We start from the raw sequence: 15,028 nt of genomic DNA, 5'->3' as shown, positions 1-15,028 counted from the left end.
GCCGGCAGGAGCCCTCAGCCGTTGGCTCACGTTCTCGGCCACGCCCTCTGACGGAGAGCCTCGCCGAAGCACCGGCCCTTTCTCAGCGGTAACCTGTCGGGCTGACACCGGGATCGTGGCGAACCTTGGAGGCCGGATGGATCACGAAGCGGCGAGCCGCGCGGTGTGGGTGGCGGACCGGACGATCGCCCGGCTGTGTGCCACAAGCTATGTGCAACAGGTGTTTCCCGGAGCGGTACGCCTCTGGGGTACGGACAGCGAGCCGATCGAGCCCGACGAGCTCGATGCGGTGTGGCGGGTGCCGGGCGACGACGGCGAGCGGCTGCTCGTGGTCACCGCGCTGGCCGGCGAGTACGAACTGCCGCGACGGCGTCTGCCGTACGGGACGACGGTGGTCGGCGGCACCCGCGACTACCTCCGCTACGCCGTCGAACGGCTCCGCGAGCATGGCCAGAACGACCTCGCCGGGGCGATCGAACGGGAGATGTACGCCGATCGTCTGTGGTACTTCGAGCTTGCCGCCGTGGTGACCGTCGTGAACGGGGAGAGCCGGGTGGAGGACGTCCGAGCCCGGCAGTACGACATCAGCGACGCCAGCCTGCTGCGCGCCCTGCTGGCGGCCATTCGGGCCGGCGACCGCAGCGCAATCGAGAAGCTACGCCAACCGTTCGGCGAGAACCTGCTCAAGGCCCTGGTCGACGCGTACCCCTCGCTGGACACCTGGCCGCAACGTGCCCACCTGGTGCGGGCAGTCTCCGGCCACCACGGTCCGATGGTCACACCGGTGATGGCTGCCATCCTCGACATCCCGGACGACGCAGGCGGATCGGACGACTCCGACATGGCACGGGAGGTCCGGGCCATCGCGCTGAGCGTGCTGGAGGCTGGCGGCTCCGCCGAACGGTTCATGCGCTACTACGAGGACGACGAGGCCGCCGCCGCCGCTATTGCCCGGCACCGGGCCGGGTAGTCGGGGCACACTGTGGACATGGTCGACTGGTATACGCAGGCCGAAGTGGATAGCGGCGTCATCCGGATCACGGAACCGCACGTCAACGAACTGTTATCGGCGAACTTCTGGTGGTTGCGCGGCAACGACCGTGACATCGTGATCGACGCCGGGCTCGGTGTCGTCGCCTTGCGGGGAACGATTCCGGGCATGTTCGAGCGCGATCCGATGGTCCTGCTCACCCACGCGCACCTGGATCATGTCGGTGGGGCACCTGAGTTCGGTGACCGGGCCGCCCACCCCGCCGAGGCGGGGCTCCTGGCCGCGGGCGTACCGGCGAGCCTGTACGGCGCGGAGCTCTACGACAAACTGGGGATCGACGCGGCGGGAGAACCTGTCCCGGAGCTCATGATCGACGTCCTGCCTGGTCCCGGCTACGACCCGGCTACCTACCGCGTCGAACCCATGACCCTGAACCGCATGCTCGACGACGGCGACCGAGTCGACCTGGGCGGGCGAACACTGACTGTGCTGCACCTTCCCGGTCACACACCGGGAAGCATCGCCCTGCTGGAGGAGCGCACCGGGACCCTGTATTCCGGCGACATCATCTACGACGGTGCCTTGATCGACGACCTGCCGAACTCCGACGTGGCCGCCTACGTGCGAAGCATGGAGTTCCTCGCCGACCTCGACGTGGCCGTCGTCCATCCCGGCCACGGGCACAGCTTCGACCGGACACGCCTTCGCCAGTTGGCCGAGACCTACCTGCGCAGGAAAGCCTAGGTTGAGTCGCTTCAGCGGCACCACCGGCTACAGTGCACCAGGTGGGCCATTCCGGAATGGAAAGTCGTCGGGATGGCGACCGCGCAGTCGCCACAGAGTGGCAACGGAGAGCAGAGTAAGGGTGGTCGGACCCAGGATAGCCGTCCAGAGCGCGACGCCAGGCGGAATGTTGATCAGCTCATCAGCGCTGGCGTTCTGATGCGTGAGTGACCAAACGGATATCCCCCAGGCTGCCAGCGGAATCGTAAGCGGTCCGAGCAGAGGGTGACCGTCTTCGGCTCGGAACAGACCTGTGAAGGCAAGGTAGAAGGCGTTCAGCATCCACATCACCGGCAGTGCTCCGAGCCCGAACAGGCCCAACATGATGCCGAGACGGACAGTGTCGTTCTGGTTTACGGCGAGCCGATTCCCAAGATTACCGAGATAGAGCAACGAGGCGACGAATACCACCAACAGCACCACGAAGGCCAGTATCGACACAAGCGGCCAACGGAACTGCCAAAGTGTGCGACGCCGAAATCCAGGCCGCGCCCAGGCGACCAGGGCCGCACCCACCAGGGTCGCGATACCAAGGCTGACCAGGGTGCCAATAATTGCCTGGGCGAAAATTTCGGTGAAAATAAACACCAGAGCTGGCTGACGGTCGTACCGTTCCACTCGACCGAAGGTCTCGACCTCGCCATGTACGTTCACGAAGAATGGGTTGTAGGCAAGCGGTATCACGCTCAACACGATCACACCGGTGATCGACCGAACTTGGCCGAGGTTCTGGATAAGCCGGTCGTGAGCGCCCAGAAACAGTCCTCGCGGCTCGATGAAGACGTTCGGCACCCGCCAGAGACTGACCTTTCCCTCTCGATTGCGGATGCTGCCGGGCTCTGGACGATCGCGGACCGGGTTCAATATCATGACGTCCCTTCCGGTCGGGCACGCCTTCTCGGCACGACCAAGGTTAGACGTCCATTGCCTTCATCAACTCGTCCGATGAGCCGAAGTTCTGGGTTGTCTCGCCATCCTGCCCGACGGGTTGGACTGACGATCTCTGGTCACCACACGCCCTGTTGTGGCGATTAGGTCGCCCGGTGCACGCCCCAGCAAGCTGACCCCGTGCGTTTTCGCTATTTTGGCGGGGAGTCCGACTGATTTGCCGTTATAAAGATCGACGTCCACAAGATTTACCTGTGGCGTCGATGACGGAGCGGATCGAGCACGGCGGTTGTCCGACAAGGAGGAGCGCGGCGGCGCCGGGCATCGCAGTGGCGAGCCTCTGTGACCCGGCCCGCCCCGACCCGCTCGGCCCGCCCGGCCCGCCCGGCCCGCATGCTTCGGGACGCCGCCCGCGTGCGGGAGGGCAGGGTGTCGCGGCGGGGCCGATCACGCCGTCCCGCTCCAATTCGCCGCGCCCACTGTCCAATCCAGCCATCCTCAGCATGGCTGCTCTGGTGATTTGGCGGGTAGGCGCGCAGGGCGCGACCGGGGTCGGCGAGGGCCTGGAGATTACGGCGCTCGGCTCGCTTCGAACGCGTACTGCCACCGTGGACACGCTGTGTCCGCGCGAGGCCCTGGATCACTGCGTCGCGCAGTTCACCGGATGTCTTCGGTAACGTGTCCGGCCGACATCGACTCCTGCTGCTGGTGCGTGCGCCAGTCGCGTGGAGACATGCCGTACCTCTGCTTGAACGCCTTGCTGAAGTGGGTGGCGTCGCTGAAGCCCCATCGGCGTCCGATCGCCGCGATGGTCAATGCAGGATGGGTCGGTCTGGCTAGATCTTTTCGCGCTCCCTCCAGCCGGTTGTGGCGTAGCCACTCGCCGAATCGCACGCCGGAGCGGGCAAGGATCTGATAGAGGTACCGCAGTGAAATGTGGTGCGCGGCGGCGACGGTGGCCGGAGTGAGTTCCGGATCGGTCAGATGCGTGCGTAGGTAGCTCATGACCTGGAAGGGCAGGCTGCCGTTCGCTGCCGCTCGGTGCAGGTCCGAGTCATCGAGGTGGGCGGCGATGGTGGCACGGATGAGCTCGACGGTGGGATCGCCCATCAGCACGCCGTACGGGCCGTAGGACAGCGCCTCGGTGACGGCGAGTCGAATCAGGTATGCGGAGGTCAGCTCGGCGACTGCGCTGTCCGAGCCGAACGTGACCGCGGTGGCGTCCTGCAACTGGCGCGCGGAGACGCCGAGTGCGGCACGAGGGATACGGAAAAAGACCGCGTCCATGCCATCGCGGAACAGCAGACTGTAAGCGGCTGCCGTGTCGTAGAGCGCGAAATTGCCGGGCCGCAGCAGTGCCTCGCGTCCGTCCTGGACGACGATGCTGGTACCGGACATCTGCAACCCGAGGAACACCGGCGGGTCATCGTCGCGGCGGGCCAGTCGTTCCGTCCGCCGGACGGTGGTGGATGTCGCCCGCACCGCGCAGACACCCACGGACGCCAGACTTCCGAGACGCAGATCGACCGTGATCCCCTCCGGTGGCTCGTGGTGCTCGATCTCGACTCGGACGACCGATTCCCAGACCAGGGATCGGACGGCCTCAGCGCGGTGCCGTGGCGGCAACCCCGTGGTGCTGATCGCTGTGACGAGCTGTTGCGACGTCATGGCCCCCGTCCCCACCACGCTTTGTCTCCGACTGACCCGACGGTTGCACGCTGGGGCCGTCCTGGCAATCGGGGGCCTCGGACCCGCGGCGTTGTGCAGGCTGAGCCAGCTTCTGTGCACGCACGGACATGGCTGTGGGGTCCCACGGTTCCTATCGTCTGACCGACCGGCGACACCACCGCGAGGAGGCGTCGCCCCACGGTAAGGAGAATTTTGGGCATGTCAAAGCCTGTTCTGGAGCCGGCCGCGCAGGCTTTCGCTGACGCGACGGCCAACCCGCCCTACCTGTTCGACCTTGGACCGATCAACGGACGCAAAGCCGTCGACGAGGTCCAGAGCCCGCAGGTGCCGGTGCCGGGCACGACAAAGCAGACCCTCGACAACCCGGAAGTGACAATCTTCCGGCCCGATCACGAAGCCGGCCCGCTGCCGGTCATCCTTTACATCCACGGAGCCGGATGGGTGTTCGGCAACGATCACACGCACGACCGGCTCGCCCGTGAACTCGCCGCCGGAGTCGGCGCTGCTGTCGTTTTCCCCAACTACCGTCTGTCGCCGGAGGCCCGCTACCCGACCGCCATCACCGAGAATTACGCCGTCGCGCGTTGGGTGGTGGAACACGGTGTCGAGCACGGCCTCGACGCGTCGCGCATCGCGGTCGCCGGCGACTCGGTCGGCGGCAACATGTCGGCGTCGCTGACACTGACCGCCAAGCAGCGCGGCGATGTGCCGCTGGCCGGGCAGGTGCTGTTCTACCCGGTGACCGACGCGTCGTTCGATACCGACTCGTACCACCAGTTCGCCGAGGGCTACTTCCTGCGCCGGGACGCGATGCAGTGGTTCTGGGACCAGTACACCACCGACGAATCACAACGGGCAGAAATCACCGCATCACCCCTACGGGCCACGGTCGAGCAGCTCGCCGGGCTACCGCCGGCACTGGTCATCACCGCCGAAGCGGATGTCCTGCGCGACGAGGGTGAGGCATACGCCGACAAACTGCGCGCGGCCGGCGTCCCCGTCACCGCACTGCGCTACCAGGGCGTCATCCACGACTTCGTCATGCTCAACGCGCTGCGCGGCACTCACGCCGCCGACGCCGCGATCAACCAGGCGATCGCATTCCTGCGCACCATTCTCAGCCGGGAGGCGTGACGTGACCACCCAGTCAGACCTGCAGCAGATCGAACAGGCCAACGCCAGTGGCAAGCCCCCGGTCGTTTTCATCCATGGGCTGTGGCTGCTGCCGAGCAGTTGGCAGCGGTGGGCCGACGTGTTCGTCGCAGCCGGCTACGCGCCGGTCGTACCCGGCTGGCCCGACGACCCGGACACCGTCGAGGAGGCGAAGGCCCACCCGGAGGTGTTCGCCGGCAAGAGCGTTGGTCAGGTTGCCGACCACTTCTGTGACCTCATCGGCAAGCTCGACCGCAAACCCGCTGTCGTTGGACACTCGTTCGGCGGACTCATCGCCCAGATCACGGCCGGGCGCGGACTGTCCGCAGCGTCGGCGGCCATCGACCCCGCCCCGTTCCGAGGCGTGCTGCCCCTGCCGATCTCGTCGCTGCGAGCAGCCAGCGCCGTGCTCGGCAACCCGGCCAACTACCACCGAGCCGTCCCGCTCACCTACGACCAGTTCCGATACGCGTTCGCCAACGCCGTCGACGAGGACGAAGCCCAGCAACTCTACGAGACATTCGCCGTCCCGGCACCGGGCGAGCCGCTGTTCCAAGCCGCTGCGGCAAACCTGAACCCGTGGACCGAGGTCACGGTCGACACGGACAACCCCGATCGCGGTCCCCTACTGCTGATCTCCGGACAGAAGGACCACACCGTGCCGTGGGCCATCACCAACGCCTCCTACAAGCGGCAGAAGGACAACCCGGGCGTGACCGAGATCGTCGAGCTACCTGGACGAGGCCACTCCCTGACCATCGACAGCGGCTGGCGTGCGGTGTGCGACACCGCCCTCGCCTTCATCCAGCGATACCACTGAACCACCGGCAGTGGGCCGGCGTCGGTCGACGACGCCGGCCCCGCGCTGCCAGCCCCGCTGACCAGATCGTCGGCTGGCAGGCAGGCTACGGTGCCTCGCATGGGTTTCGATGTCGGCGTAGGGCTCTTCCTCTGCCACGACGAGGAGGACGAGGCGGTCTGGCCACGCCAGGAGAAGGAACGGTTCCTGAACGACCTCAACGCCCGGCTGCGGCAGCGCGGGCTGCCCGAGCATCGAGAGCCCCGCTCGGTCGCCGAGATCGATCCACCACTGGCCCCGGAGACCGACCCCTGCCTGCTCGGCGTGTCAATGGGTTCGTACTCGTCGCACCATCGAAGGGCCGACCGGTTGGACTGGTTCGCCCGGCACGTCGCCGTCCGTGGCGCCGCGCCGTCGACAGCACCGCCGTACGAACCCGAGCTGTACGAGGCGTACGACAAGCTGCCCGACCGCCGGTTGACCTTCGACCATCTGCTCGCCGCCTGCGGTGATGGCGTCGTGGTAGTGCCGCACCCGCTCGACCAGGTGATCTACTACCGCTCGTCGGACGAGTACAGCTGCCTGGTCTCGGCGCACCGACTGTGGGCCGAGACGGTGGCGCTGGGCTACGTGCTGCGCATCGGCGACCCCGAGGTGGGCGACTCGCCAGTGGTGGACTGGACCACCGGGACCCCGGTGCAGGACCTTTCGTTCGCCGCCCTCGAAGCCCGTATCCCCGACCACGTCGACGCCTGGCAGCCGTGGGTCGACGAGACCGACCTCTGCCACCGACTGCGCCAGACCGCAACCAATGTGCTGAGTACGGGCGCACTGGGCCTCACCGGCTGAGCATGCTGTCCAGCCTGAGGCAGCGTCGGCTCGATCGGGCTGCCGGTGCCCGTTCCGGGTTTCCGTCGTCGGGCTGTCCGATAGTGGCGCACAGGTGGACTATCCGCCGTTCGCTCTCGTACCGGGTGGAAGGCCGGGAAGGCTTCAATGCACGGCTGGTGCGGTGGGAAACCGTTGCGGACATTGATCAGTCACTCGATGATGGGGCGCAATCAGTCCACTGTGCACAGCTGAATCTGGAGCGGCCATGCGCCTGTCCCGTGTGGGATTTTCCCGTGCCATCCGAATCGGGGCTGTCGCCCTGTTCGCGGGCATGCTCGTCGTCGCCGCCACAGGCCCGGCCTCGGCAGACCGTGGGGGAGGTGGCTTGCCCTTCCCGAACTACCCCAAGCCAACCAAGTCCTGCACCACGGCAAATCTCGGCGAGACGGCCTTCGTGGTCAACGCGGTCGAGGTGAATCCCACGCTGACGCACTTCCTCGCGGTCCACATCACCTCCGGCACCACGGGCGAGCACACCGAGACCCTCGGCACGGTGAACGAGGTGACCACGCAGGTCGGCGCGAGCGTCGAGATCTCGGCGAAGGGCAAGTTGCTCCTCGCCGAGGTCGAGACCAAGGTGGGCTTCACGGTGCAGAAGACCACCTCGACCACGAACAGCACATCGGTCACCGACACCTGGAACTTCTCCCAGCCCGGCTACTACGGCCTGTACAAGGGGACCAGGGCGGTGGAGGGCACCTGGCTCGAGTACCAGTGCTACCGGCTGCAGTCGGGCGGGGTCACCACGCCCCCGGCGTGGTTCCAGGTCGGCGGCCTGGAGAGCTACACCACCTTCGCTGTCATGGAGGTGGGCACCATCGGCTGCACGGATGCTCCGCCGGCCGGCTCCGTACGCTTCCAGGCGCGCCTGTACCTCGGCTGCTGATCCGTTCGGGACGCTCGGCCGGGACCGCCCGGCCGAGCGTTCTGCCGTCTGCGGGCTATGCCGTTTCCCGGTCCTCGTTCTCCTCGCCGTGGGTGGTCAGATCGTGCTCGTCGAGGAAGCCCCACCACTTGTCGTCGTCGAAGCCGATCTCGCCGTACCCGGCGCCGAAGACGTAGTAGGCGAGAAACGAGTCGAGGTCCGGCGCGATGTCGAGGAACAGCTCACGCGCGAACCACTCGTCGGTGGTCTCCGCCGGGAAGTACCAGACCGCGCCGGTGTCGCGCCGGACCAGCAACGGCTCGTCGCTCAGCGTGCCGAAGACCAGCCACTCGGCGGGTTCGTCGGCGACGCCGGTGAACCCGGGCATCTGCTCGATGTAGTACTGGATGTCGTCCAGCCCCGCCATTGCGGGCAGGTCGAACGCGCCGGCCAGGAGACCGTCGGCGGTCTCCAGCAGCGCCCGGACCGGCGGCGGCAGATCGGCGGGGATCTTGTCGGCCGGGGCGCCCTCGTTGATCTGGGCCCAGGCCAGCGTCGCTGGCTGGCCCGCCTCCAGGTCGGTACGCAGCTCCGCGATGAGCTCCCGCAGCTCGCTGTTCAATCCCCTACCTCCATTCGGATCCGTGTGCCACCGCGCGGGTTCTTGATCTGGCCAGACTTGCCTGCCGACATCCCGTTCCGTTCTACCGTGCAGGGACTTCAGGTCACTGACGCCGCTGTGCCGTCGTTCCCACACATGGTCGGGCTGCATTTTAGGAGGCCGGGCGGCGAGCTTGTTCGTCATCTTCTTGTCGTAAGGCCGGTCTTGTCGAAGATCTTCCGCCGGATGCGAGTCTTGTTGCCGGCCGTGATTTTCCTGTCCCGGGTGGCTGCCACACGGCACTCCCATGCCCGGCGTGTCCGGCAGTGACTCCGAAACTCGATAGCCAGGTCGACCCGGCCGGTGCGAAGATCGACATCTGGGTCGCTAGCTCAACTGGCAGAGCTTCCGACTGAGTAGCGCGTCCGCTCCCCGCCTGCGCGGTCATGGAAGCGCTTCCTTCTCCTAGTTGGATCGGAAGGTTCGGGGTTCGAGTCCCCGGCGACCCACTCTGCCGCGGCTGCAGGCCGACATCTGCCGGAGTCGACCGGAACGGAGGAGCACGTGCTCGAGAAGCTGATCATTCAGAAGACACTGCGCGTGCCGGCGAGCACTGGCGCGGCTGGCGACGGCACGCCGGTGGCCCGGCAACTGGACGCGGCGCTGCTCGGAGTCGGGTTCTCGGCGTCGCGGGCTCTGCTGGAACACATCGGCACCCTGGCCCCCGCACCGGCGACGGACCTCGCCGCGACGGTCGTCTCGGCGGTGCGTGAGCTGGTAGGCGACCATGTCCAGCACAACGCCTATTTCATCGGCTTCCCGGACGAGGTGCCGGACACCATCGAGTTCTGGACGGACCGGCTACGGGCGGCCGTATTCACCGACGGTGGCGCGGCGACCGACGAGCAGCTTCGGGGCGTGGTCCTCTCGGGCGGGGTGAACCTGCTCGACCTGCCGGCCTACGGCGCCTACCAGCACACCTACGCCGAGCTGTTGGCCGCGCACGACGACCTGATCACCGCAGCCGGTGACCGGGTGACCCTGCTGCGTCTCGGAGACACCGCCGACGTGGAGGCAGCGCGGCTCTACCTGACCCTGGCCGGTAGCTCGACGCCACACGGCGAGGCGGACCTCGCGATCCTCAGCGAGCTCGCGGTCGCGTGCGTGGACGGCGCGCAGCCGGCCGAGATCCCGGTACGGGAGAACCGTGCCGTGCTCAACGGGATCCGACTCGTCCTCGGTCGGCCGCTGGTCGGCGTGGACACCACGACCGACGTGCTGCGCCTTGCGTGCCAGGTCTCCGGCGGGGATGCCTCGCTCGTGACACCCACGCGATTCCGTGCCTTCCGGCGCCCGGAGCGGCGGATGCTGCTCGCCGCGCTGGACAGGGTCGTCGGCGGGAGCCCGGACAAGCTCGGTGACGTCGTGCGCTACGCGGAGCGATGGAAGCGGCTCGGGGAACGGCTGCACCCGCACGAGTACGACCAGTGGCCGCACGCACGGGAGGTGTTCGCGGTCGCACGTGGCGAGCGGCGAGTACGCAACCTGGCTGGCCGCGCGGAGGCGGCGATCCGGGTCGGGGCCATCGGTCCGGCCGCATCGGTGCTGTCGGCGGCGCCGGGCCTGCTCCTGCGATCCGCGGACCGGCTGCTGCGGCTGGCGTCGGCGGCGGAACGAACCGCCGTGGTCGAAGCAGTCACCGGTGCGCTCGGCTCGGCGTCGGGCCGGGTGCTCCTCTCGCTGCGGGAGCATGTCGACAACCGGCTGACGCCCGCGTCCGCCCGGATGTACGCGAGCCGCTCGCGTAACGCGTGGGTCGGCCCCGACGACCGGCCACCGCTGCCGGCCGGGCTGGTGGCTGAGCTGTCGCTGCTGTTGGATGCCGAGATCAGCGCCCGGCTGCCGACGCCGGAACGACCGCTGGTGGTGGACCCGGAGGTGCTCGACGTCGCACTGCCGCTGTCCGGCAAGGCGACCGAGGGAGGTTTCGCCGTCCTCCCGAGGGGCTCGCGGGCATCGGTATCCGGTGAGCTGCTCCGCTTCTTCACATACTGGCGTCAGACCAGTCGTCGCACCGACTACGACCTGTCGGTGCTGCTGCTCGACGACGCGTTCCACAGCGCCGGCCAGGTGTCCTGGACGAACTACCAGCACGACGGCGTGGTGCATTCCGGCGACGTTACCGACGCGGCGAACGGTGCGACCGAGTTCATCGACGTGCCCCTGACAGCCCACGGGCACTATGTGGTTCCGCAGGTCAACATCTATGCGGGCGAGTCGTTCGACGAGGTCGCCGAGTCGATGTTCGGGTACCAGACCCGAACACGGGACCAGCTCGGCGCCCCATTCGACGCACGGACCGTACGGGCGCGTTCGCACCTGCGCGGAGAGGGCCGGGTCGCACTGCCGATGGTGTTCGCCAGGAGCGAGCATGGCTGGCAGGCCGTGTGGCTGCACCTGTACCTGCGGGGTACGCCGTCATTCAACCGGGTGGAGGAGAACACGTTCACCACGGCCGACCGGGTACGAGCACTGATGGAGCGGCGATATCTCACCGTGTCCTACCTTGTCGACCGTTGGCGCACCCGGGCCGAGGTGACGACGTGGAACGGCCGGTTGCCGGACGGGCCGGTCACCTTCATCGGCATCGAGGCGCCCGACAACCTGCCGGAAGGATCGGAGACATACACTCTGGACAGGCTTACTGAGCTGATCCCCGAGTAAGCGGCGACAGCCGAGGCTATGCGGGCGCTTCCTTCTATTCCGTTCGATTCGGGATCTCCGCGCAAGCGGAGAATCTGGCATTCAGCGCCCGCGCTCTCCTCGACTGTGCGCCACCCGCACCGGACACCGATTACTGAAGCAGCCCACGTTTGGCCATGAAGGCACGCAACGTTTCGACGTCCTCGGCGGACATCAGGCGGCGTGGGATCACAGTCGCCGGCATCCGGCCGACGTACACGATCCAGAACTCAGGGGTGTCCTTTACCTGGGCGACCCCGTCCCAGGCGATGCCACCGGACTCCGAGCCGCTGCGCATCATGATGTTGTCGTCGGTGATGTCGTAGGCGCCCTCGACCGCGTAGCGACTGGAGCGGCGCCGGGCGCGCAACCGCACCCACGGCGAGTACAGCATCGACAGCAGGCCAGCGACGACCATCGCCGTACACAGCGGCGAAATCTGGTCGCCCCACGCGAACTCCCGCGAGACGGCGAAACCGATCGCCCCGACCGCCGCCAGCACGGCGCCGATATAACCGTACTTGCGCAGCCGATCGCTGCTGAGCGCAGCGGCCACGCGGCCCGGGTAGGCGGGATCGGCTGGTACGTCAAAACGGATGTGCACGCCAGAACGATAGTGCCCCATCTCCGGATGCCCGGCGACGGCCGTCCTAGCGTGCCGGGAAAGAAGGCCACCGAGTGGCTGCCCACGCCCGCCACGATCCGCCGGTGGGTGGCCCGTCCAGAGGCCCGTCGTTCAGCTCATCCAACGTCGGCACCTCAAAGGTTGACGCGAACGCGTCAAGATCAGCGGCCGTCATCGCGAACGTCGTCTCCGGAGCGCGGTTGAAGCGCTCCGAGATGCGCGCGATCTGGGTCTCGCGGTCGATCGGCAGGTAATTGACCCGGGCGGCTACTCCATGCTCGCTAGCAATCGCCCGTACTGCAGTTCGTTCGTCACGGCTCCAGAAGCCGAAGTCAAGGACGACGCTGGTGCCCAGCGTTGCTGCCTCGAGAGCGAGCCACAGCAAGCGGCCCTCCAAGACGTCTCGTCGCCCGTCGCCCTCAGATTCACCGAAGAGCGGGATCATCCACTCGTCGGGCGTCAAACGCAGGGCTCGATACTCGGCCGCCAGTTCGCGGGCCAGCCGTGTCTTGCCAGCACCCGGGAGCCCGACGATAAGAAACAGGATCGGCACACCGTCATAGTGTCGGTCGTCGGGTGCGGATGCCAAGCCATCTCCGTCAAAGCGGTGTTCGCGAGATACCGCGCGGCCCGGACCGGGCGGGAGTCGACGGACGCCTGCGCCCGCTACCTCGCCGAGTGGCCGGTCAACACCTCGCCTGACTGTTGCGGGTCATTCGCCGGTTCGCCGCATCCGCAGGCCCGGCGTGGTCTCCCGGTCCGCGCCGGGGACCAGGATGTGACCGGCCAGCCCGAGCGCCACGAGCACGGCGACCAGCACCGGCGGCCAGCCGCCGGCCCACGGCAGCACCAGCAGCGGCAGGAGCTGCCAGGTCACTCGCCACGACGGTACGACGGCGGAGACCAGCAGGGTGAACAGGAAGCGGCCGATGACGAACAACGCCGGGCCGCCGATGATCAGCAGGAGCCACGGCTCCGGTGTCGTTCCGGTCGGCCGGCCGACGACCAGGTCGAAGGAGGCCGCCGTGGCGGCGACGCCGACCAGCATTACCAGATGGGTGTACGGAGCCAGCCGCGCCGGCCGGCCCGCGTTGGACCCGGCCGCCCGCACCAACTCGCCGGCCCGGAAGGCGTAGATCTGCCAGAGCAGCAGCATGGTGGTGAACGCGCAGAGCAGGGCGATAAGCCGGAGAAAGTCGAGGTGGCCCCGGCTGACCTGCAGAATGGGCAACAGGATGATGTCGCCGAGGGCCAGGATGACGAACTGCTGGTACCGCTCGCCCAGGTGACCGGTGGTCCGCATGTACTGGGCGACCGGCACCCGGCCCAGCCAGGGCGTGGGATAGCGGGCCGCCGCGGCGACCAGGTCGATCGTCATGGCGACGGCCCAGAGACCCCAGTTCGGAGTGTTTGACAGCGCGCCGGTGACCCAGAAGACGCCGGACACCGTGAACCAGAACAAAAACCGGGTGGCCCGCTCCCTGGCCGCCTGGTGCCCCTGCCAGTACAAGGCGGTGACCAGGATGATGCAGCGACTCAGGTGCGTGCCGACGTACGAGATCATGAAGACCAGCAGGTGCCCGGTGGTGATCATCGGCAGCGCTGCCGCCATTCCCACCGAACCGATCATGGCGATCATCAGGATGGCCTGGATCGGGCGCTGCTGCGGGTCGTAGAACTCGGTCGTGGTCGCGGTGACCGACCAGGTCCACCAGATGGCTGTCAGCAGCAGCAGCACCTTACCGCTGCCGGGCCAGGTGAGGTCTTCGGTCAACAGGTTCGATGACAGCGCGAGGGCGGCCACGAAGACCACGTCGAAGAGCAGCTCCAGCAGCGTGGCCCGGGTCGACCCGTCCAGCCGGCGTACCAGCGCCGCGTTCCCTTCGGTGGTCATGCCCGGCCTCCCGCCGTGTCTCCCGAGATTATCGGCGGCGCCGGCGCGGCCCGTCTCCGGATCGACGATTCCCCCGACCGGCGTGGCAGGAGACAGCAGCGGCGCACACGGGCTGACGCTGGCGCCTGGACGGCCTGACGTGGCTGCGACTCGGCCCGGCTCAACATCAGCGTTGGCCATAGGATGCCGAGTGGCTCTGACCTGCGGTGTTTCGGCCGAAGCGGCAGGGTGCGCGTCATGGCACTGCCACGTCAAGAGGTTCCCGAAGAAGATGTCGAGAACGGCCTGACGGCCCCGTCCCAGGGGTGGATACGGGCACCGTGGCCGTACAACCGGAGGAGACCCAGCATGACGATCCAGCGGATGGACAACGTCCTCATCGTTGTCGACGATCTTGACCGTGTTATTTCGTTCTTCGTCGAACTTGGCCTGGAACTGGAGGGCAAGGGGCCGGTCGAGGGACGTTGGGTGGAGCGTGTCATCGGGATCGATGACGTCCGACAGGACGTGGCCATGCTGCGGACCCCTGACGGCCACGGCCGAATCGAGCTGGCGATGTTCCACACGCCGAAGGCGATCAGGGCCGAGCCGAAGGACGCACCGGCGAACACACTGGGGATTCGGCGCGTCATGTTCGCCGTCGACGACATCGAGGACGTCGTTGCCCGCCTACGCACCCACGGCGCCGAACTCGTCGGCGAGCTGGCGCAGTACGAGGACAGCTACCGGCTCTGCTACGTCCGTGGCCCTGAGGGGATCATCGTCGGACTGGCCGAACAACTCAGCTGAACGCCGCCGGAGGGACCGTGCACCCAACCGCGCCCGAGCGCCGATGGGCCAGGGCCAGTACCTGAGACACCCCGCCAGGGGTGTGCTTGCCGGGCACCGGCCATGGTCGGGTTTCAGCTGCTGTGGCACCTGCGCGGCGCTTCCGGTGCTCCGCAGGTACGGCATGGTGTGCGCCGTTGATCTGAGACGCACCCTTTCGCTGTTCCGGCTCTGCCCCGAGGCCAGCCCTTGGGGCGTCGTCGCGACCGACCAGCCCAGACGTCGCCACCGCCTCACCCCATCGTGAAACAGCCAAGATCCACCGCCGAAACAAACAGCG

General features: G+C 67.5%; 14 protein-coding genes and 1 tRNA gene. 9 read left to right on the top strand and 6 right to left on the bottom strand.

Annotation, left to right across the window (positions count from 1 at the left end; translation table 11 throughout):
• The first annotated feature begins 136 nt into the window (after positions 1 to 136).
• Positions 137 to 970, top strand: coding sequence for a hypothetical protein (locus BDK92_RS33000; protein ID WP_121160255.1), 834 nt, complete (start codon positions 137 to 139; stop codon positions 968 to 970).
• 18 nt (positions 971 to 988) lie between these two features.
• The gene (locus BDK92_RS32995; RefSeq protein ID WP_121162798.1) at positions 989 to 1,735 is read left to right on the top strand and encodes an MBL fold metallo-hydrolase; all 747 of its coding nucleotides are present in this window, start codon (positions 989 to 991) and stop codon (positions 1,733 to 1,735) included.
• 27 nt (positions 1,736 to 1,762) lie between these two features.
• Here BDK92_RS32995 and BDK92_RS32990 read toward each other — a convergent pair whose 3' ends face one another.
• Together BDK92_RS32990 and BDK92_RS32985 are read right to left on the bottom strand one after the other, a co-directional pair.
• Positions 1,763 to 2,566 (bottom strand): hypothetical protein, encoded by an 804-nt coding sequence (locus tag BDK92_RS32990; protein WP_121160254.1) that lies wholly within the window; start codon positions 2,564 to 2,566, stop codon positions 1,763 to 1,765.
• A 753-nt stretch (positions 2,567 to 3,319) separates the two neighbouring features.
• Complete coding sequence (locus BDK92_RS32985; RefSeq protein WP_121160253.1) at positions 3,320 to 4,330, bottom strand: helix-turn-helix domain-containing protein; 1,011 nt, start codon at positions 4,328 to 4,330, stop codon at positions 3,320 to 3,322.
• 219 nt (positions 4,331 to 4,549) lie between these two features.
• On the opposite strand from BDK92_RS32985, the gene BDK92_RS32980 reads away from it, so the two are divergent.
• The 4 genes from BDK92_RS32980 to BDK92_RS32965 all read left to right on the top strand — a co-directional run bounded on the left by BDK92_RS32980 (position 4,550) and on the right by BDK92_RS32965 (position 8,079).
• On the top strand, positions 4,550 to 5,485 hold the full coding sequence (locus BDK92_RS32980) for an alpha/beta hydrolase (RefSeq protein ID WP_121160252.1): 936 nt from the start codon (positions 4,550 to 4,552) through the stop codon (positions 5,483 to 5,485).
• Position 5,486: 1 nt separating this feature from the next.
• On the top strand, positions 5,487 to 6,323 hold the full coding sequence (locus BDK92_RS32975; RefSeq protein ID WP_121160251.1) for an alpha/beta hydrolase: 837 nt from the start codon (positions 5,487 to 5,489) through the stop codon (positions 6,321 to 6,323).
• Positions 6,324 to 6,422: 99 nt separating this feature from the next.
• Positions 6,423 to 7,151: a hypothetical protein gene (locus BDK92_RS32970; protein WP_121160250.1), complete on the top strand. Its 729-nt coding sequence runs from the start codon at positions 6,423 to 6,425 to the stop codon at positions 7,149 to 7,151.
• A gap of 367 nt (positions 7,152 to 7,518) precedes the next feature.
• Entirely contained in the window at positions 7,519 to 8,079 is a 561-nt protein-coding gene (locus BDK92_RS32965) for a hypothetical protein (RefSeq protein WP_147457200.1), read from the top strand.
• Positions 8,080 to 8,134: 55 nt separating this feature from the next.
• Here BDK92_RS32965 and BDK92_RS32960 read toward each other — a convergent pair whose 3' ends face one another.
• Positions 8,135 to 8,680, bottom strand: coding sequence for an SUKH-4 family immunity protein (locus tag BDK92_RS32960; RefSeq protein ID WP_121160248.1), 546 nt, complete (start codon positions 8,678 to 8,680; stop codon positions 8,135 to 8,137).
• Positions 8,681 to 9,040: 360 nt separating this feature from the next.
• On the opposite strand from BDK92_RS32960, the gene BDK92_RS39375 reads away from it, so the two are divergent.
• Positions 9,041 to 9,168, top strand: a tRNA-OTHER gene (locus tag BDK92_RS39375).
• 55 nt (positions 9,169 to 9,223) lie between these two features.
• Positions 9,224 to 11,383, top strand: coding sequence for a TerD family protein (locus BDK92_RS32950; protein WP_121160246.1), 2,160 nt, complete (start codon positions 9,224 to 9,226; stop codon positions 11,381 to 11,383).
• A 130-nt stretch (positions 11,384 to 11,513) separates the two neighbouring features.
• Here BDK92_RS32950 and BDK92_RS32945 read toward each other — a convergent pair whose 3' ends face one another.
• The 3 genes from BDK92_RS32945 to BDK92_RS32935 all read right to left on the bottom strand — a co-directional run bounded on the left by BDK92_RS32945 (position 11,514) and on the right by BDK92_RS32935 (position 13,920).
• Complete coding sequence (locus BDK92_RS32945; protein ID WP_121160245.1) at positions 11,514 to 12,005, bottom strand: YcxB family protein; 492 nt, start codon at positions 12,003 to 12,005, stop codon at positions 11,514 to 11,516.
• A 46-nt stretch (positions 12,006 to 12,051) separates the two neighbouring features.
• On the bottom strand, positions 12,052 to 12,615 hold the full coding sequence (locus BDK92_RS32940; protein ID WP_211349453.1) for a P-loop nucleotide/nucleoside kinase family protein: 564 nt from the start codon (positions 12,613 to 12,615) through the stop codon (positions 12,052 to 12,054).
• A gap of 123 nt (positions 12,616 to 12,738) precedes the next feature.
• Positions 12,739 to 13,920, bottom strand: a complete 1,182-nt coding sequence (locus tag BDK92_RS32935) for a low temperature requirement protein A (RefSeq protein ID WP_170208775.1) — start codon at positions 13,918 to 13,920, stop codon at positions 12,739 to 12,741.
• A 348-nt stretch (positions 13,921 to 14,268) separates the two neighbouring features.
• Between BDK92_RS32935 and BDK92_RS32930 the strand changes: the two genes are divergently transcribed.
• Positions 14,269 to 14,709 (top strand): VOC family protein, encoded by a 441-nt coding sequence (locus BDK92_RS32930; RefSeq protein WP_121160242.1) that lies wholly within the window; start codon positions 14,269 to 14,271, stop codon positions 14,707 to 14,709.
• The last annotated feature ends 319 nt before the right edge of the window (positions 14,710 to 15,028 follow it).

This window comes from Micromonospora pisi (assembly GCF_003633685.1).
In the GTDB taxonomy this organism is placed as follows: Bacteria; Actinomycetota; Actinomycetes; order Mycobacteriales; family Micromonosporaceae; genus Micromonospora_G; species Micromonospora_G pisi.
This window is presented reverse-complemented; position numbering and strand designations above follow the sequence as displayed.